16 protein-coding genes are annotated in these 18,073 nt (G+C 68.4%); 13 read left to right on the forward strand and 3 right to left on the reverse strand.

Annotated features, from left to right (window positions below; all coding sequences use genetic code 11):
- Positions 1-82: 82 nt before the first annotated feature.
- Genes AWC25_RS03660 through AWC25_RS03670 form a run of 3 tightly spaced genes read left to right on the forward strand, consistent with a single transcriptional unit; the run spans position 83 to position 2,236 of the window.
- Entirely contained in the window at positions 83-859 is a 777-nt protein-coding gene (locus AWC25_RS03660; protein WP_085166365.1) for an ABC transporter ATP-binding protein, read from the forward strand.
- Positions 781-1,611 carry an ABC transporter permease gene (locus tag AWC25_RS03665; protein WP_085166366.1) on the forward strand — a complete coding sequence of 277 codons (831 nt, stop codon included), beginning with the start codon at positions 781-783 and terminating at the stop codon, positions 1,609-1,611. The genes AWC25_RS03660 and AWC25_RS03665 overlap by 79 nt, the downstream gene beginning before the upstream one ends.
- Before the next feature lies 1 nt (position 1,612).
- The gene (locus AWC25_RS03670) at positions 1,613-2,236 is read left to right on the forward strand and encodes a TetR/AcrR family transcriptional regulator (RefSeq protein ID WP_069400342.1); all 624 of its coding nucleotides are present in this window, start codon (positions 1,613-1,615) and stop codon (positions 2,234-2,236) included.
- Here the strand turns inward: AWC25_RS03670 and AWC25_RS03675 are convergent.
- Entirely contained in the window at positions 2,202-2,429 is a 228-nt protein-coding gene (locus AWC25_RS03675) for a Trm112 family protein (RefSeq protein ID WP_069400343.1), read from the reverse strand. The two genes, AWC25_RS03670 and AWC25_RS03675, sit on opposite strands and share 35 nt — an antisense overlap.
- A complete protein-coding gene (locus tag AWC25_RS03680) occupies positions 2,422-5,388 on the reverse strand; it encodes an acyl-CoA synthetase (protein ID WP_232326993.1) in 2,967 nt (988 codons plus the stop codon). Before AWC25_RS03680 ends, AWC25_RS03675 begins: the two co-directional genes overlap by 8 nt.
- A 434-nt stretch (positions 5,389-5,822) precedes the next feature.
- On the opposite strand from AWC25_RS03680, the gene AWC25_RS03685 reads away from it, so the two are divergent.
- From AWC25_RS03685 to AWC25_RS03730, 10 genes are all read left to right on the forward strand, one after another.
- Complete coding sequence (locus AWC25_RS03685; RefSeq protein ID WP_069400345.1) at positions 5,823-6,311, forward strand: hypothetical protein; 489 nt, start codon at positions 5,823-5,825, stop codon at positions 6,309-6,311.
- A gap of 15 nt (positions 6,312-6,326) precedes the next feature.
- A complete protein-coding gene (locus tag AWC25_RS03690; RefSeq protein WP_069400346.1) occupies positions 6,327-7,073 on the forward strand; it encodes a gluconate 2-dehydrogenase subunit 3 family protein in 747 nt (248 codons plus the stop codon).
- A complete protein-coding gene (locus AWC25_RS03695) occupies positions 7,073-8,767 on the forward strand; it encodes a GMC family oxidoreductase (protein WP_069400347.1) in 1,695 nt (564 codons plus the stop codon). The genes AWC25_RS03690 and AWC25_RS03695 overlap by 1 nt, the downstream gene beginning before the upstream one ends.
- Positions 8,760-10,544 (forward strand): glycoside hydrolase family 15 protein, encoded by a 1,785-nt coding sequence (locus tag AWC25_RS03700; RefSeq protein WP_069400348.1) that lies wholly within the window; start codon positions 8,760-8,762, stop codon positions 10,542-10,544. The genes AWC25_RS03695 and AWC25_RS03700 overlap by 8 nt, the downstream gene beginning before the upstream one ends.
- A 17-nt stretch (positions 10,545-10,561) precedes the next feature.
- Positions 10,562-11,569: an SDR family oxidoreductase gene (locus tag AWC25_RS03705; protein ID WP_069400349.1), complete on the forward strand. Its 1,008-nt coding sequence runs from the start codon at positions 10,562-10,564 to the stop codon at positions 11,567-11,569.
- Positions 11,566-12,027, forward strand: coding sequence for a hypothetical protein (locus AWC25_RS03710; RefSeq protein ID WP_069400350.1), 462 nt, complete (start codon positions 11,566-11,568; stop codon positions 12,025-12,027). Before AWC25_RS03705 ends, AWC25_RS03710 begins: the two co-directional genes overlap by 4 nt.
- Positions 12,024-13,142 carry an enolase C-terminal domain-like protein gene (locus AWC25_RS03715; protein ID WP_069400351.1) on the forward strand — a complete coding sequence of 373 codons (1,119 nt, stop codon included), beginning with the start codon at positions 12,024-12,026 and terminating at the stop codon, positions 13,140-13,142. Before AWC25_RS03710 ends, AWC25_RS03715 begins: the two co-directional genes overlap by 4 nt.
- Before the next feature lie 87 nt (positions 13,143-13,229).
- A complete protein-coding gene (locus AWC25_RS03720) occupies positions 13,230-13,874 on the forward strand; it encodes a PAS and ANTAR domain-containing protein (RefSeq protein WP_069400352.1) in 645 nt (214 codons plus the stop codon).
- A gap of 7 nt (positions 13,875-13,881) precedes the next feature.
- Positions 13,882-15,672 (forward strand): ABC-F family ATP-binding cassette domain-containing protein, encoded by a 1,791-nt coding sequence (locus tag AWC25_RS03725; RefSeq protein ID WP_069400353.1) that lies wholly within the window; start codon positions 13,882-13,884, stop codon positions 15,670-15,672.
- Between the two features lie 4 nt (positions 15,673-15,676).
- Entirely contained in the window at positions 15,677-16,990 is a 1,314-nt protein-coding gene (locus tag AWC25_RS03730; RefSeq protein ID WP_069400354.1) for a cytochrome P450, read from the forward strand.
- Here the strand turns inward: AWC25_RS03730 and AWC25_RS03735 are convergent.
- Entirely contained in the window at positions 16,973-18,043 is a 1,071-nt protein-coding gene (locus AWC25_RS03735; protein ID WP_069400355.1) for a type III polyketide synthase, read from the reverse strand. The two genes, AWC25_RS03730 and AWC25_RS03735, sit on opposite strands and share 18 nt — an antisense overlap.
- Positions 18,044-18,073: the final 30 nt, after the last annotated feature.

Below are 18,073 nucleotides of genomic sequence, written 5' to 3' on the forward strand. Positions count from 1 at the left end.
CGCGAGTAGCAGCGTCGGCAGTGACGGTCTCACGGCCGGCAGACCCTTGACAGCACCGCGCCGCGGGGCGGATATTCATTACATGATGATTTCATCTCATGATGAATTAGCTCCGGGCGGCGCTGAGCCGGCCGTCGACATCCGCCACCTGCGGGTGATACGGGGCCGTCGTCCCGCCCTGCACGACTTCTCCGTGCAGATCGCGAAGGGCAGCATCACCGGCGTGCTCGGCCCCTCCGGCTGCGGTAAGACCACGCTGATCCGCAGCATCGTCGGCACCCAGATCATCGACGCCGGCACGGTCACCGTGCTCGGCAAACCCGCGGGCTGCGCGGCGCTACGCCGCCGCGTCGGGTATCTGCCGCAGGATCCGACCATCTACAACGACCTGCGGGTCGTCGACAACGTTCGGTACTTCGCGGCGCTCTACGGCTTCGACAACCGCGCCGCCGACGCCGCGATCGAACGAGTCGGGCTCACCGACCACCGGACCGCGATCTGCGCCAACCTCTCCGGGGGCCAGCGCACCCGGGTCTCGCTGGCCTGCGCACTGGTCTGCGAACCGGAGTTGCTGGTGCTCGACGAGCCCACGGTCGGTTTGGACCCGGTACTGCGGGCCGATCTGTGGGAGCAGTTCACCGATCTCGCCCACGCCGGGACCACCTTGCTGGTCTCCAGCCACGTGATGGACGAGGCCGATCACTGCAAAGACCTGTTGCTGATGCGCGAAGGCGCCCTGGTCGCCCACACCACGCCCACCCAACTCAGAGAGGACACCGGATGCACGTCACTGGAGGACGCATTTCTGTCCATCATCAAGCGCAGCATCATGCAGAACGCGGGTCCGAGAGCTGGCTGAGCCTGGACGGCTACACCGCGACCACGTCGCGGATCCTGCGCCAGCTGATCGCCGATCACCGCAGCGTCGCCATGATCCTCGTGGTACCGATCCTGGTTATCACGTTGATGTACTTCATGTTTCACAATGCGCGGCATCTTCCGGGCACGCCGTCGCCGTTCAACAGCGCCTGCCTGATCCTGCTCGGCCTGTTCCCGCTGTTCGTGATGTTCATCATCACCGCGATCACGATGCAGCGCGAACGGGCGTCGGGCACCCTGGAACGCATCCTGACGACGCCCCTGCGCCGGCTCGACCTGTTGATCGCCTACGGCACCGCCTTCTCGATCGCCGCGGCCACGCAGGCGACCCTGGCGTGCATCGTGTCGTTCTGGTTCCTTGGCTTCGACACCGCCGGCAGCTGGGTATGGGTGTTCCTCATCGCGATCGTCAACGCGGTACTGGGTGTTGGACTGGGCCTGCTGTGTAGCGCTTTCGCGCGCACCGAGTTTCAGGCAGTGCAGTTCATCCCGCTGGTGATGGTGCCGCAGCTGCTGCTGGCCGGCATCATCGTCCCCCGCGCGGCGATGCCAGACTGGTTGCAATGGATCAGCAACGTCATGCCGGCCAGCTACGCGTTGGAAGCACTGCAACAGGTCAATTCACATACCGAACTGACCGGTGTCGCCGTGCGGGACATGATCGTCGTCGCGGGTTCCGCCTTCGCGGCGCTGTGCCTGGCCGCCGCGACGCTGCGGCGCCGGACCGCATAGCGTGACGGCCGCCAACACCGGCCGTCGCCGGCCCGGCCGCCCGTCCGGAATCTCCGACACCCGCGATCGCATCCTGTCCAATGCTCGAGAACTCTTCGCCCGCAACGGCATTGACCGTACCTCGATCCGGGCGGTGGCGGCCGCGGCGGGCGTCGACGCCGCACTGGTGCACCATTACTTCGGCACCAAGCAGCAGCTGTTCGCCGCCGCGATCCGGCTGCCGATCGACCCGATGACGGTGCTGATGCCACTGCGGGAAACACCGGTGACCGAACTCGGTCACCGGTTGCCCCGGTTGCTGTTGCCGATCTGGGATTCCGAGCTGGGTGCGGGTTTGATCGCCACCCTGCGGTCGCTGCTGTCCGGGGCCGAGGTAAGCCTGGTGCGCACCTTTCTGCAAGACGTCATCGTCGCCGAAGTTGGTCCGCGCGTTGACAATCCGCCCGGGACGGGGCAAGTTCGCGTCCAGTTCGTCGCGTCGCAGTTGATGGGCGTGGTGCTGGCTCGCTACATCATGGAGATCGAGCCGTTCGCGTCGTTGCCGGCCGAGCAGATCGCGGCGACCATCGCGCCGACGCTGCAGCGCTACCTCACCGGGGATCTGCCGGACGGCTGCGCGCCATGAGCCGGGCGTGCTCGTCGTCGTCGACGTCCCGCGCCTCGTCGATCAGCAGGACCGGGATGCCGTCCTCGATGCGGTAGGCGCGGCGCAGGCGCGGGTTGTACAGCAGCTCGGCTCCCCCGTCCAGAGGGACGAGCAGCAGCGGACCCCGGTCCTGCGGGCACACCAGAATGTTCAGCAGGTTCTGGTCAATCATCGTTTCCTTGATACACCGTGCTCAGTTCGGCCCGCACCGCCGGAGTCAACCGCCGGTACTGCTCGGTCGCGGCGTCGAAGTACCAGGCGTTGCGACCGGACTTGGGAATCCCGGCCGCGCGCAGCGCACTGACGGTCGGGCGGTAGGTGGCGCTGAGCGTCATCTCCGGTGCGACGCACACGATGTCGGGCCCCAGCCCGATGGGCAGGTCGGCGAACGCCTCGGTGAGATCCGCGGCCGTGATGCTGGCGCCGGGCAGCAACGTCACCGCCGAGACCGCCACCTCCATCTGTTTGAACGGGACGTTGTAGGTGACGGCCAGGTCGATGCCGTTGATCATGCCCAGCGCGTCGGTCACCTGCTCGGGGTAGACGACCCCGCGCGCGGTGTGCACCACCGAGCCGCGCCGGCCCAGCAACCAGTAGTCCCCGTCCTCGTCGCGGCGGAACAGGTACTCGGTAGAGATCCAGGTGTCGGCGGGCGCGAAGACCCCGCGTTTGACCGACGCCGTGGGGTCGATCGGCCCGCGCGACGCCGCGAGCAGCACGCCCACCTGGTTGACGTCGGCGACCTGCACAAAGCCGCGTTCGTCTTCCAGGATCAGGTCATGCTCGGCGTCGTAGGCACCCAGCTCGACACGCCCGGCACCGGGCAGCGGCCGGCCCTTGCTGCCGACCTTGGCGCCGGACACATTGGCCAGCACGGCCTGGCCGTCCGTGGTGGCGAAGAACTCGACCACGTGCGCGGGCGCGAACGCATCGACGACGCGCTCCCACAAACCGGTCGGCAACCCCGAGCCGATGAACAGCCGCACCGGATGGTTGCCGTGCAACACGAACGCCGGGTCGTCGACAATGTCGCGCAGCATGGCCCAGGTGTAGGAGACGACGGTGACGCCGTACTGGCGTACCTCGTGAACGAAGCGGTCCCGCCGCAGGCCCCGGGACAGCGCGATGCGGGCGCCGCCGACGACCGCGCCGCCGAGGGCAACCAACAGCGCCGACTCGTGGTGCAACGGGGTCAGGCAGTACACCGTGTCGCGGCGGTCCAGGCCGGCCGCCGACGCGGTGCCGAACGCCGACACCGCCCACCGGTAGTTGGTGATCTGCTTGGCGACCAATTCGCCGCCGGCGGAGCTGAACGCGATGAAAGCCAGATCGCGGGCCAGGCCCGGGTTGGGCCGATACCACGCGGGCAGCTCGACGGCGTCCGGGTCGATCTGCTCCATGTCGATGACGTTCCCGTCCTCGGGCAGGTGCAGATCCCGCGCCTCGCCACCGCCGAGCACCAGAACCTGGCCCGACCATTCGCGCAGCGCCTCCAAATTGGTGGGGTCGGTCATGATTTCGGTGACCCGCCCCAGGCGTACCGACGCCGCCAGGTCGGTCTCCGGGTGCATCACCACGGCGACCGCCCCGAGCCGCGACAGCGCGGCGATGGCAACCAGGGCGCTGGGCCGAGTCTCCATCAGCACGCCCACCCGGTCGCCCTGACGGACCCCGACCTGGATGAGGCCGCGCACCACGTTGTTGATCCGCCGGTCGACGGCCTCATAGGTGTGCACCCGCCCGTCGAACAGCAGGAACTCGCCGCGCGGAGCGCTTCGTGCCTGCTCACTGATGATGCGGCCCAACGAGATTCGCGTGTGGTCGTTGATCTGTCCCAGTCGGGCCAGCCGGGGCAACGTGCGTGCGGTCTCGACGGCCAAAGTCCGCATCGACTTGTTCGCCGCGACCACCGCACCCGTTGCGCCGCGCACCAACTCGATCGCCGCGTCCGACGCCTCGCCGATGCCGTGGGTGAGGCGCGAACTGAGGGTGACGCCGCTATCGGTGTGTTCCTCGGGCTGATCGGCCATCAGGTCGATACCCGACGGCTTGTCGCCGCCGGTGGACAGCCATTCCACCCACGCCGCGACAGTGGGCCAACTCTGCTCCGCCGCTTTGGTTCCCACCACGAGACCGAAATGCCCGGTGCGGATCCGGGCCTCGTACACCTCGGCGTCGGGCGCCGCCCGCCGGATCCCGCGCACCGACGCCGGCTGCCCGATGTCGTCGACCTCGCCGACGAAAGCCAGTACCGGGCAACTGATGTCGGTCAGGGTGACCAGCTGCCCGTTCACGGCGAAGCCGCCGGTCATCATCCGGTTGTGCGCGATGAATTGCTTGAGGAGTTCGGAGATGGCCGGGCCGGACCACGCGATCCACCCTTCCCGCTCGAGGAACCTGCGCTGTTGTTCACGCGGCAGCAGCGCCTCGCGGTCGTGCAGCTGACGCACGAAGTCGACCCGGGCCTTCGCGGTCTTGAGCGGGTCGAGCATCTGGAAACCGGCCCGGGCCATCCAGCCGGGGATGGCCAGCCGGCTGAAGACGTGGTCGGCCATGAAGTTGGCGACCGGCGGCGCGAAGTTTGCCGGGATGCCCATCGGCAGGGCGGCCAGGGTGTCCACCGGCGAGCCGAACGTCACGATGCTGGCCAGACTCTTCGAGCGCCGGTAGGCGGCGACCTGGTAGCACCACATGCCGCCCTGGGAGTAGCCGACAAGGTGGACGTCGCTGCCGGTGGTGTCCCGAACGGTGTCGATGGCCTGGCTGAGCGCGACGATGTGGTCGGTGAGGTTGCGGCGCATGCCACCCTCGACCTTGTCGGGCGAACCGAAGTCGATGACCCAGCAGTCCAACCCGTGCGAATGCAGGATGCCGACCGCGCCGTCTTCGCGGGTGACATCCCACATGTCGGCGGACATCATCATCGGGTGCACCATCAGCACCGGCGGGCCGACCGGACGCTGACCCGGCCGATTGTCGGGCGGAAAATAGCGCCGCAGCTTGTACATCGGCACGCTCTCGACGATCTGCGACGGCGACGGAACGCTGCCGGTCTCGAGGCCGCCCAGCCGCAAGACCTCCAGGCCGTTCTGTGCCGTCGCGACCAGCCGTTCGACCGGCCGCGTGATCATCGACAAGTTCAGGTCCACCGCTGCTCCCCGCTCTCTCGACAGCGTGGCAATCATGGCACATCGCGGGGCTTGGCGGTTCTGGTCAGGCAGTTTGCTCACGCGGGTGGGTCGGGCTCGCGTGCCGCCGATGATTAGCGCCGCCGGAAGCGGGTACGTCCGCAGGTGCGCAATGGTCGCGGCGCGTCGTCGTGGCCACCCCGGTTGAAATACGCAGCTGGGCGCCTCGCCAGTGTTCTGGCAACCATGCCGAGGCGTTTGTTCGCCGACGCCGTCGAGCGCCGGGTGGTGCGCCGTGCCGCGTGCTGGAGGTGGCCCGCATGGACAAGTCGACCGCGAATTCCGGTCATGACTGCCTCGCGGACGGCTAGGCCGATGTGTGCCGCTGCGCGGCCCGGCACACACAGCCAAGCAGACAAAGCCAGGGAGGAGACCCGATGTTGCTGGTAGGCAAGGGCGGCTCCGGTTCCGAGGGGACCGCCAAGGCCGAACATCTGACCGAGCGGGCGCTCTACGACGTCGCGCACGGCCGTTTCGAGCGGTCGCTGTCCGGATTGACCGCGGTCGCGGCGCTCGTCACGACGGCGGAGATCTACTTCGAGCACTACAAGGCCAGCTTCGGCAACAAGTGGATGTGGAGCCCGATCGTGGTGACCCCGCCGGTGGTCGTCGCGGGCGTCGGCGGGGTGTTCTCCCGTCGCTGGGCCAAAAGCTGGTTGCCGATCACCGCGGCTATCTACACCGCCAACGGGCTGATGGGTGAATATCTGCACGCCCGCGGCGTCGCACGCAAGCCCGGCGGCTGGAAGAACGCGTCCTACAACGTCCCGATGGGACCGCCCATCGCGGCCCCCGGCCTGATGTGCATGGTCGGGGGGATGGGGCTGTTGGCGTCGATCCTGCGTCGCGAGCGCTTCCGGAGCTGACGGAGGATCGCGACGATGGCCGATACCGCACGCCCCGACCATTTGCCCAACCGGCGCCCCGACCGCAAACCGCCCCATCCGTCCTGGCTCCCCCGCCAACGTGCTGGCATCACACCCCAGATGATCGGCCGCTATCCCGATTTCGACGTGCTGGCGACGGCCGACACCTGGGATGAGGCCACCCGGAACGTAGTGCTGGCGCGACTGGAACCTCCGGGGCCGCTGCGCTTTTTCACCGCGGCGGAGGAGCCGGGTCTGCGCGCGTTTTGCGACACGGTGCTGGCACAGGATGTTGAACCGCGGGTGCCGGTGGCCGAGTCCGTCGACAGCAAGCTCGCCGACGGTCGCCTGGACGGCTACCAGTACGCCGACATGCCCGACGACCGCGACACCTTCCGGATGGTGCTGCGGGGACTTGACGAGACCGCCACCCGGGATTACGGCAAGGACTGCTTCGCCGCCGCCGAACCCGAAACACGCGAGGCGATCATCGAGGACTTCGCCCACGGCTCGCTGACCGGCGCGACCTGGGACAACCTGAACGTCAAGCGGGCGTGGTCGGTGTGCATGCGCATGGTGCTGTCCGGCTTCTACTCCCATCCCTGGGCGTGGAACGAGATCGGGTTCGGCGGACCGGCATACCCGCGCGGATTCATGAGGTTGGGCGGCGCCACGGGCCCGGCCGCCGCGCGCGAACCGTTCGAGACTCCCGGCGCCACCGACGAAGACCCCGTGCGGGTCGTGCAGAGCGGTGAGCTGTGATGGGCGACTTGTGGCGTGGGGTGTTCAAGGGCGCAATCGGACCGCGAGACAACGATTCCCGATTCCTGCTCGACGTTCACTCCCGTGACCTGCCGGGTGAGCAGACGATGCGCCGCTACGCCGACGACGACGAGGTCGACCTGGTGATCGTCGGCGCCGGCGCGGGCGGTTCGGTCCTGGCTCAGCGGCTGGCGCGGGCCGGCTGGCGGGTGGTGATTCTGGAGGCCGGGCCGTTCTGGCACCCCGACGAGGACTGGGTCTCCGACGAGGCCGGTGCGCACGAGCTGTATTGGACACAGAAACGGATCATCGGCGGTGACGACCCGATCGAGCTGGGCAAGAACAACTCGGGACGCGGCGTGGGCGGCTCCATGGTCCACTACGCCGGTTACTGTCCACGGTTTCATCCCAGCGACTTCGCCACCTACACGCGCGACGGGGTGGGCGCGGACTGGCCCATCCGCTACCAGGACCTCCGCGAACACTACGAGCGGGTGGAACTCGAGCTGCCGGTGGCGGGGCAAAACTGGCCGTGGGGCGACCCGCACCGTTATCCCTTTTCGCCACACCCTATTTCGGGATCGGCCGCAAAGATCTGGCGCGGCGCGCTGGAGCTCGGCATTCAGATGCGGGTGGGGCCGGTCGGCATCGTCAACGGCACCTTCGGCAACCGGCCGCACTGCATCTACCGCGGTTACTGCCTACAGGGCTGCAAGGTGCACGCCAAGGCCAGCCCCTACGTCACACACCTGCCCGATGCGTTGGCGCACGCCGTCGAGATCCGCGCCAATTGCATGGCCGCCCGTGTCGAACTCGACGAGAGCGGCTCGGCGCGCGGCGTGGTGTACTACGACACGGTCGGCGGCTCCGAACGCTTGCAGAAGGCGAAAGTGGTTGCCGTCGCGGGATATTCGATCGAGACGCCCCGCCTGCTGCTGAACTCGGCCTGCCCGGGGTTTCCGAACGGACTGGGAAACAACGACGATCAGGTCGGGCGCTATGTGATGGTGCAGGGCGCCACCCAGTCCGCGGGCCGATGGTCCGAGGAGGTTCGGATGTACAAGGCACCGCCCCCGGAGGTCAGTTCCGAACAGTTCTACGAGACCGACCCGTCTCGGGGATTCGCTCGCGGATTCGCCATCCAGACCGTGTCCCCCATGCCCATCGGCTGGGCCGAACATGTGCTCGCCGAGGGGCTTTGGGGCCGAGCCATGCGGGAGTACATGCGCGACTACAACCACTGGGCGACCGTCGGCGTGCTCAACGAGCTGCTCCCGCAACCCGACAACCGGGTCACCCTGGCCACCGAGCGCGACCCCTACGGCCTGCCCGTCGCCCGCTTCGACTACACGTTGTGCGACAACGACAAAGCCAACATGGCGTACTCCACCAAGGTCATCGGGGACATCCTGCACGCCGCCGACGCCCAGGACATTCTGACCATCCAGCGCTTCGCGCACCTGATCGGCGGCGCCCGGATGGGTACCAGCCCAGCAAATTCGGTGGTCGACTCCGATCACCGGGTGTGGGGGGTACCGAACCTGCTCGTCGCCGACGGATCGGTGTGCCCCACCCAGGGTTCGGCCAACCCGGCATTGACGATCATGGCGCTGGCATCACGGCTGGCGCAGCGAATGGCGACCGGCAAGATCGACACGTCCCGGCCCGGGGATCGAGCGGGGACCCGTGTCTGACGCGGTGGTCGAGACGGCATTCGCGCCGCGAGTGCTGCGCGAATACGCATTGCTGGCCGACGGCGAACGCGGCGCCCTGATCGGGCCGCAGGGCGAGGTCACCTGGATGTGTGCGCCCCGCTGGCATTCCGACGCCGTCTTCTCGGGGCTGATCGGCGGTGGCGGCGTGTACGCCATCACTCCGCTAGAACCGCGGCACGTGTGGGGCGGCTACTACGAGGCGGGCAGTTTGATCTGGCGCAGCCGTTGGGTCACCCGCGGTGGAGTGGTGGAATGCCGTGAGGCGCTGGCCTTTCCAGGTGAGGCCGACCGGGTGGTGTTGTTGCGGCGCGTCGTGGGCTGTCAGGGTACGGCGACGCTGCGGGTATTGCTGCAGCCCCGCGCCGGGTTCGGCCGGCGCGGCACCGGCAGACTGCGGTGTGACGAGGGAAGCTGGAGCGGGCGCTCGGGACCGCTGCACTGGCGATGGTCCGGCGGCGGCCAGGCGCGCCCGGTCTGCTCGGCCGAGGACCGCAGCCAATTGCTTGCCCAGGAGCTCACCGTTCACGAGGGCCAGCAGCACGACTTTGTCTTGGAGTTGTCCGAAAACGCGCTGCCCGACCGTCCGCCCGACCCGGAGACCGCCTGGGAGGGCACCGCGTCGTCCTGGCAGCGCAGCGTGCCACACCTGCAGTGCGCCGTCGCGGCGCGCGACGCGCAGCACGCCTACGCAGTGCTGCGCGGAATGACCAGCAGCGGCGGCGGAATGGTCGCCGCCGCCACGATGAGCCTGCCCGAACGCGCCCACGGCAACCGCAACTACGACTACCGCTACGCCTGGATCCGCGACCAGGTCTATGCCGGGCTGGCCGCCGCCGCGGTCGGGACAACCGAGCTGCTCGACCGCGCCGTAGCCTTCGTCGGCGCCCGGCTGCTGCAGGACGGCGCGGACCTGAAACCCGCCTATACCGTTGTCGGCCAGGGCATCCCCGGCGAGCAAGAACTCGACCTACCCGGCTACCCGGGTGGTTCGGACAAGGTCGGCAACTGGGCCAACCGGCAGTTCCAGCTCGACATCTTCGGCGAGACGCTGCAACTGCTAGCCGCGGCCGCGGCCGCCGACCGGCTCGACGCCGAGGGCTGGCGCGCCGCGCAAACCGCGATCTGCGCGATCGAGACCCGTTGGCGCGAGCCAGATTCCGGAATCTGGGAACTCGACAACCAGCAGTGGACGCATAGCCGCCTGGCCTGTGTCGCCGGACTTCGGGCCATCGCCAAGGCGGCCGGCGCCGGTCAGGAGGTTGCCGCGTGCGCGTCGCTGGCCGACGCCATCCTCGCCGATACCGCCGCCGCCAGCGTGCATCCCCGGCGCGGCCACTGGCAGCGCAGCCCGCGGCTGACCGAGGTCGACGCGGCACTGGTGCTGGCGGCGGTGCGCGGTGCCCTGCCCGCCGACGACCCGCGCACCCGCGCCACATTGACCGCCGTTCGTCAAGACCTCACCGATGACGGATTCGTGTACCGCTTCCGCCACGACGAACGTGAGCTTGGCGATGCCGAGGGCGCGTTCGTGTTGTGCGGCTTCATGATGGCCCTTGCCGAGCATCAGCAAGGTCACCGGCTGCGGGCGCTGCGCTGGTTCGACCGCAACCGATCCGCCTGCGGGCCACCCGGCTTGCTCTGCGAGGAATACGACGTCACCCAACGCCAGCTTCGCGGCAACCTGCCCCAGGCGTTCGTCCACGCACTGCTGCTGGAATGTGCAGCAACGATTGATGACTCGGATTCGGGCGGTTGACAACGAAAGGCAGTTCGATGGCACCCCACGTCGTAATCACCGGAGCCAGCGCCGGCGTCGGGCGCGCCACCGCGGTGCTGTTCGGGCACCGCGCGGCCAACGTCACCTTGCTCGCCCGCGGCGCGGCGGGCCTGGGCGGCGCGGCCCGCGATGTCGAGGCGGGCGGCGGCAACGCGCTGCCCATTCCGACGGACGTCGCCGATTTTTCCGCGGTCCACGATGCCGCGGATCAGGCCGAGGCCACATTCGGGCCCATCGACACCTGGATCAACGTCGCGTTCACCTCCGTTTTCGCGCCGTTTCGCCAGATCAGCGCGGAAGAGTTCAAGCGCGTCACCGAGGTCAGTTACCTGGGATACGTGCATGGCACCATGGCCGCGCTGGCAAAGATGCAGCCCCGGGACCGCGGCGCGATCGTCCAGGTCGGATCCGCGCTGGGCCAGCGGGCCATCCCGTTGCAGTCGGCGTATTGCGGGGCCAAGCACGCGATCAACGGTTTCACCGAGTCCGTGCGCTGCGAGCTGCTGCACGAAGGCTCCCGGGTCCGGGTCACCCTGGTTCAGCTGCCGGCGGTCAACACCCCGCAGTTCTCCTGGGTGCTTTCGCGATTGCCCCGGCATCCGCAGCCGGTACCGCCGATTTACCAACCCGAGGTCGCCGCGCGTGCCGTCGCGTACGCCGCCGATCATCCGGAGCGCAAACAGTACTGGGTCGGGGAGAGCACCGTGGCCACGCTGGTGGCGCAGAAGTTCATCGCGCCCCTGCTGGACCGTTATCTGGGCCGGACGGGATATGACTCCCAGCAGACCGATCAACAGGCCGAGCGCCAGCGACCGGACAACTTATGGCGCCCGGTCGACGACGCCCCGGGCAGCGATCACGGCGCCCACGGCGGCTTCGATGGCAAATCGCACGGGCGCAGCCCACAGCTGTGGTTCTCCCGACATCCCGTTGCCGGCGGCACCGGCGCGCTGGCTCTCGGCGTCGGCGTGCTGAGCGCCATGTCCGCCCGCCGCAGAGCATGATCGGTTGGGCGCGAATCGGTTACGGTGTGCTGCTGCTGGCGCTGCCGGACCACGTGCTGCGGTTGGTATCGCCCCGAGTGAGCGCCCGAGAACGCATCGCCACCCGCATCCTGGGCGGGCGCCTGCTGGCACAAGCCGCGGCAACCGACATTCGGCCCACCGCCGTGACCGTGGCCCTGGGCGCCGAAGTCGATCTCGTGCATGCCATCTCGATGCTCGTCTGGGCGGTCGTCGACCGCGAGTCGCGCCGGTTGACGTTGCTGAGCGCGACCCTCGCGGCGCTTTTCGCCGCGGTCGGCGCCGCCCAGGCTCGCCGAACTCCCCCGCCTTCGCATGCGCGGCGCGCCGACGCGCTGGAGACCCTGGTTCGCCTTCGGCACCGGGTGGCCGCAGCGGTTGTCCGGCGCACCATGCCGAGCCCCGTCCGGGCTCGGTTGAACCTGCAGGAGCTGAGATGACCACAACCAGCCGCCTGGACGACTGCATTGACGCGGTCACCGCCCAGGCGTACGAAATCCCCACCGACGCACCCGAAGCCGACGGCACCTTCGAATGGACGTCGACGACGCTGGTGTTGGCGCAGGTGACCGCGGGCGGTCGGCGAGGGATCGGCTACACCTATGCGACCAGTGCAGCCCGCGAGCTGATCGCCGGCCCGCTCGCCGATGCCGTCGCCGGGCACAGCGCTTTGGACATCACCGCCGCGTGGCAGTCCATGGTCATGGCGATGCGTAACAATGGACGTCCGGGCCTGGTCTCCTGCGCGATCTCGGCGGTCGACACGGCGCTGTGGGACCTAAAGGGCAAACTCTTGGACACACCGGTGTGCCGGCTGCTCGGCATGGCGCGTGCCGAGGTACCGATTTATGGCAGCGGTGGGTTCACCACCTACGACGAACAGGCGACCCGAACCCAACTCGAGCGTTGGGTGGACAGCTGGAAGATTCCGCGCGTCAAAATCAAGATCGGCGAGTCGTCGGGCTCTGCCGTGCGCCGCGATATCCGGCGAATCGCCTTCGCGCGCAAGGTTATTGGGCACGACATCGCGCTGTATGTCGACGCCAACGGCGGCTACAGTCGCAAGCAGGCGATCCGGGTGGCCCACGCCATGGATGAACACCAGGTCAGTTGGTTCGAGGAACCCGTGTCGTCCGACGACCTTGTCGGACTGCGGCAGGTGCGCGAGCAGGTGCGCCCCGACGTCACCGCCGGCGAATACGGCTACGACTTGGCATATTTCAACCGGATGCTGGCGGCCGAGGCGGTCGACTGCCTGCAGATCGACGTCACCCGGTGCGGCGGCATCACCGATTGGCTGCGCGCCGCGGCGGTTGCCGCCGCGAACAACGTCGAGGTGTCCGGGCATTGCGCCCCGAACCTGCATGCTCATGTCGCCGCGTCCATCCCAAATTTGCGGCACCTGGAGTACTTCCACGACCACCATCGCATCGAACATCTGCTTTTCGACGGCGCGCTGTCGCCGGAAGGCGGGGCGCTGCGACCCGATCAGGGGCGGCCCGGACTGGGTCTGGAGTTCAAACACCGCGACGCCGAGCGGTTCCGAGTTGGCTGAGCCGTCATAACCTGACGCCGTCTGCTTGACGGCCGTCGAAATGGGCAATATCACCGAGGTGCAACCAACGTACTTCCGGGGGCCGCGATGACCGTGAACTTTGATGATGAAACCGCTCAACGGGGAGCCATGGATCTGGTTCTCGGCGTCGGTGAACCGCAGCGGGTCGGCCGATTCAAGTACTTCCAGGACGGGCAGCGCTGGGAGTGGTCGGACGCGGTGGCACGCATGCACGGCTACGAACCGGGAACGGTGACGCCCAGCACGGAACTCCTGCTCCAGCACAAACATCCTGACGATCGCGAGCGCGTCGCGGCGGTGCTGGACCGGGTGGTCAGCGGCGAGCCGTTCAGCAGCCGGCACCGCATCGTCGACAAGGCCGGCCACACCCGATGCGTCATCGTCGCGGGCGAGGAAATGCGGGACGACGCCGGCGCCGTGATCGGCACATCGGGGTTTTACGTCGACGTCACCGATTCCCTGCACTCCGATATCACCCGGGTCCTCGAGGCGGTGGTCGACGCCCGGGCCACCATCGAGCAGGCGAAGGGCGTGCTGATCGCCGCCTACGGCATCTCGGCCGAGCGCGCCTTCGACGTCTTGGTCTGGCGCTCCCAGGAGACCAACCTCAAGGTTCGCGACCTGGCCGCGCGCTTTCTGAAGGCTGTCGCCGGAACCTCATCGCCGGACACTCGGACCCACGTCGACCACGCCTTGCTCACTCTCGAATAATTGCCCGGTGGCGCACCTACTGGGGGCCGAGGCCGTTCACCTGGAATACCCGACTCAGGTCGTGTTCGAGTCGATCTCGCTGGGGGTCAGCGACGGCGCCCGGATCGGCATCGTCGGCCGCAACGGCGACGGCAAGTCGAGCCTGCTGCGCCTGCTGACCGGCCAGCTGCAACCCGACTCCGGCCGGATCACCCGGCGCAGCGGATTGCGAGTCAGCGCGCTCAGCCAGGCCGACGTCCTGGACCCAGCCCGCACGGTGGGGTGGACGCTGGTCGGCGAGGCGGCCGAGCATCAGTGGGCGGGCGACCCGCGGATTCGCGACGTGGTGAGTGGGCTGGTCTCCGACTTGGATTGGCACGCAACGATTTCGACGCTCAGCGGTGGACAGCGCCGGCGCGTGCAGCTGGCCCAACTGCTGATCGGTGAGTGGGACGTGATCGCCCTCGACGAGCCCACCAACCATCTCGACATCGAGGGCATCACTTGGCTGGCCGGTCACCTGCGACAGCGCTGGGCGCGCAACACCGGCGGCCTGCTGGTGGTGACGCACGACCGCTGGTTCCTCGACGAAGTCGCCACGACGACGTGGGAGGTGCACGACGGCATCGTCGAGCCGTTCGAGGGCGGGTACGCGGCGTATGTGCTGCAGCGCGTCGAGCGCGACCGGCAGGCCGCCGTGGCCGAGGCCAAACGGCAGAACCTGATGCGCAAGGAGCTGGCCTGGCTGCGGCGCGGGCCGCCGGCGCGGACCTCCAAGCCGAAGTTCCGCATCGACGCCGCCAACCAGCTGATCGCCGATGTGCCGCCGCTGCGCAACCCGGTCGAGTTGGCCAAGCTGGCGACGGCCCGGCTCGGCAAGGACGTGATCGACCTGCTGGACGTGTCGGTCTGTTACGGCGATCGCCCGGTGCTGCGCGACGTCGAATGGCGCATCGCACCCGGGGAACGGACCGGCATCGTCGGCGCCAATGGCGCGGGTAAGTCGACGCTGCTGGGGTTGATCGCCGGCACAGTCACGCCCGATACCGGACGGGTCAAGCGCGGCAAGACGGTGCGCTTGTCGGTGCTCGACCAGCAGGGCGACCTGTTGGCCCCGTTCGCCGCCGACCGCATCGCCGACGTGCTGAGCGGGTTGCGTGGTGGCTACCAGGTCGAGGGGCGTGAGGTGACCCCCACCCAGCTGCTGGAACGCCTCGGCTTCGGGCGCGGTCAGCTCTCGGCGCGGGTCGGCGAGCTGTCCGGCGGCCAGCGGCGTCGGCTGCAGCTGATGCTCACGCTGCTGTCCGAACCGAATGTGCTGCTGCTCGACGAGCCCACCAACGACGTCGACACCGACATGCTGACCGCGACCGAAGACCTGCTCGACTCCTGGCCGGGCACGCTGATCGTGGTCTCGCACGACCGATACCTGCTGGAACGGGTCACCGATCAGCAGTACGCGATCCTCGACGGCCGGTTGCGCCACCTGCCCGGCGGGGTCGACGAATACTTGCGGCTGGCCGGACGGTCCACCAGCGCATCGGAAGCCGCGGGGCCGCCATCCGGGCCTGCCTCGGCGCCGCCGGCCCCGGCGATGTCCGGCGCGCAGCGCCGCGCCGCGGAAAAGGAGCTGGCCTCGGTCGACCGACAGCTGGCCCGGCTGGCCGATCGCATCGCGGCCAAACATGTCGAGCTCGCCGAGCACGACCAGTCCGACCACGTCGGCATCACGCGGTTGACCGGCGAGCTGCGCGACCTGGAAGACGAGGTCGCCGCGCTGGAAACCCGGTGGCTGGAGCTCTCCGAGGTGGTCGAATGATGCCATGACGACCCCTAGGCACCGACCGGTCCACTACCCACCCGGGCAGGCGTTACTGGCGATGTACCGGCGGTACGGCCCGGTGATCAATGCCGGGATCGGCCGGCGCGGCTACACCCATCTCCTCGGGCCAGAGGCGAACAGGTTCGTGTTTGCCAACGCCGACGCGTTCAGCTGGGCGAAGACGTTCGAAAACCTGGCGATCGTCGACGGGCCGACGGCGCTGATCGTCAGTGACGGCGACGATCACCGGCGCCGCCGCAGCGTGGTGGCGCCGGGGTTGCGGCATCACCAGATTCGGGACTACCTGCCGACCATGGTCGCCAACATCGACCGCGTCATCGACGACTGGCACCACGGCCAACGACTGGACATCTACCGGCACTGCCGCGGCGCGGTGCGCCGCAGCACCGTCGAGAGTCTGTTCGGACCGCGGCTGGCCGCGCATGCCGACTTTTTGGGCGAGCACTTGCAACCGTTGCTGGACCTGACTCATCAGCTGCCCCAGGTGGTTTCGCTGCAGCAACGCTTGCGGGCCCCTGCCTGGCGGCGGGCACTGGCGGCGCGGCAACGCCTCAACGATTTCATCGACGCGCAGGTTGCGCAGGCGCGCGCGCAGCCTCGGCCCGACGACAACCTGCTCACGATGCTCATCGCCGGTCGAGGTGAAGAGGGATATGCGCTGGGCGACAACGAGATTCGTGACTCGATCATCTCGCTCATCACCGCCGGCTACGAGACCACCAGCGGGGCGCTGGCCTGGTCGATCTATACGCTGCTGAGCCTGCCGGGCGCCTGGCAGCGGGCCGCCGACGAGGTGCGCCGGGTTCTGGGCGATCGACCGCCGGGGAGCTGGGCGGCCGACCTGGCATCGCTGACCTATCTCAACGGCGTGGTGCAGGAAACGCTTCGGCTGTACTCACCGGCGGTGATTTCGGCCCGCAGGGTGGTGCGCGACCTCGACTTCGATGGCCACCCGATCCGCGCCGGCCGGTTGCTGATCTTCAGCGCCTATGTCACCCACCGACTGCCCGAGGTGTGGCCGCATCCGGACGAATTTCGGCCGGAACGTTGGGATCCGCAAGGCCCGCAGTATCGCAAGCCCGCGCCGCACGAGTTCATTCCGTTCAGCGCCGGCTTACATCGCTGCGTCGGGTCGGTGATGGCGACGATGGAGATGACGGCGATGCTGGCCCGGCTGGTTACCCGAACGACGCTGCGACTGCCCGCGCAACGCATCCGCGCGGCCAACCTCGCCGCGCTTAGTCCCAAGCCGGGGCTGATCGTCGACGTCGACGGGTTAATGCCAGCGCAATAGCACGAGTTCGGAGGAGAACCCGGGACCCATCGCGACGATCAGCCCGGGGCTGCCGGTGGGCGGTGGTTTGGCGATGGTGTCGCGCAGCACGTGCAGCACCGACGCCGACGAGAGATTGGCGATCTCGCCCAGCGAGCGCCAGGTCAATTCCAGTGCCTCGGGCCGCAGGCCGAGGGACTTGCCGATCGCCTCGATCACCTTGGGACCGCCCGGATGACTCACCCAGGCCCCGATGTCGTCTCGGGTCAGGCCGTGTCGGCTGAGGAACTCATCGACGTCATCGGCCAGGTTCCGTTCGATCACCGGGGCCAACTCCGGCGATAGCACCGGCTGCAGCCCCGACGTCCCGACCTGCCACGCCATGACCTGCAGCGAATCGGGGTAGAGGCGGCTGCGTGAATCGACGATGTCGGGACCGCCGGCCCGCCCCCGCTCGTCGTCTTCGGCGCGCCGGTCCCCCACCGCGACCACCGCGGCCGCCCCGTCGCCGAACATTGCGGTACCGACCAGTCCGGAAACCGTCGGCTTGACCGTCGGGAAGGTCAGCGAACACAGCTCGACCGACACCAGAGCCGCGACGCCGTGCCCGGCGCCGCGCAGGTAGTCGTGCAAGGCGGCCACGCCGGCCGCGCCGCCGGCGCAGCCCAGCCCGAACAGCGGCATCCGACGAATGTCCGGGCGCAGACCGAGGCGGCCGGTGATGCGGGCGTCCAGCGATGGCACCGCCACTCCGGTGACGGTCGTGGTGGCGATCAGGTCGACGTCCCGGGGCTGCAGGCCGGCCTCGTCGAGGGCGCCCAACAGCGCTTCGCAACCGAGGTCGACCGCCTTTTCGATGAAGATTTCGTTCGTCTCGGTGAAGTCGGTCAGCGACAGGTATTGCTCCAGCGGCAGTGCCAAATGGCGGCTGTTGACCTTCGCGCCGGCATGCAACCGCCGGACGATTTCCTCGTGTTCCTGCAGCGCCGGGAGCCGGACGAACTGATCGGTGATCTCGCTCTGGCTGTAGCGGTGTGGCGGCAATGCACCGAACACACCTGCGATGACGCTCATATCTAGCCTCTGCTCAGAACGATTCCCCCA

This window comes from Mycobacterium sherrisii (genome assembly GCF_002102355.1).
Taxonomy (GTDB): Bacteria; Actinomycetota; Actinomycetes; order Mycobacteriales; family Mycobacteriaceae; genus Mycobacterium; species Mycobacterium sherrisii.

Coding starts and splice junctions, on each gene's coding strand:
- AWC25_RS03685 (WP_069400345.1), top strand. CDS start 5,823: ATGTTGCTGGTAGGCAAGGGCGGCTCCGGTTCCGAGGGGACCGCCAAG.
- AWC25_RS03715 (WP_069400351.1), top strand. CDS start 12,024: ATGACCACAACCAGCCGCCTGGACGACTGCATTGACGCGGTCACCGCC.
- AWC25_RS03680 (WP_232326993.1), bottom strand. CDS start 5,388: ATGATCACGCGGCCGGTCGAACGGCTGGTCGCGACGGCACAGAACGGC.
- AWC25_RS03665 (WP_085166366.1), top strand. CDS start 781: ATGCACGTCACTGGAGGACGCATTTCTGTCCATCATCAAGCGCAGCAT.
- AWC25_RS03675 (WP_069400343.1), bottom strand. CDS start 2,429: ATGATTGACCAGAACCTGCTGAACATTCTGGTGTGCCCGCAGGACCGG.
- AWC25_RS03735 (WP_069400355.1), bottom strand. CDS start 18,043: ATGAGCGTCATCGCAGGTGTGTTCGGTGCATTGCCGCCACACCGCTAC.
- AWC25_RS03695 (WP_069400347.1), top strand. CDS start 7,073: ATGGGCGACTTGTGGCGTGGGGTGTTCAAGGGCGCAATCGGACCGCGA.
- AWC25_RS03660 (WP_085166365.1), top strand. CDS start 83: ATGATGATTTCATCTCATGATGAATTAGCTCCGGGCGGCGCTGAGCCG.
- AWC25_RS03710 (WP_069400350.1), top strand. CDS start 11,566: ATGATCGGTTGGGCGCGAATCGGTTACGGTGTGCTGCTGCTGGCGCTG.
- AWC25_RS03730 (WP_069400354.1), top strand. CDS start 15,677: ATGACGACCCCTAGGCACCGACCGGTCCACTACCCACCCGGGCAGGCG.
- AWC25_RS03705 (WP_069400349.1), top strand. CDS start 10,562: ATGGCACCCCACGTCGTAATCACCGGAGCCAGCGCCGGCGTCGGGCGC.
- AWC25_RS03720 (WP_069400352.1), top strand. CDS start 13,230: ATGACCGTGAACTTTGATGATGAAACCGCTCAACGGGGAGCCATGGAT.
- AWC25_RS03690 (WP_069400346.1), top strand. CDS start 6,327: ATGGCCGATACCGCACGCCCCGACCATTTGCCCAACCGGCGCCCCGAC.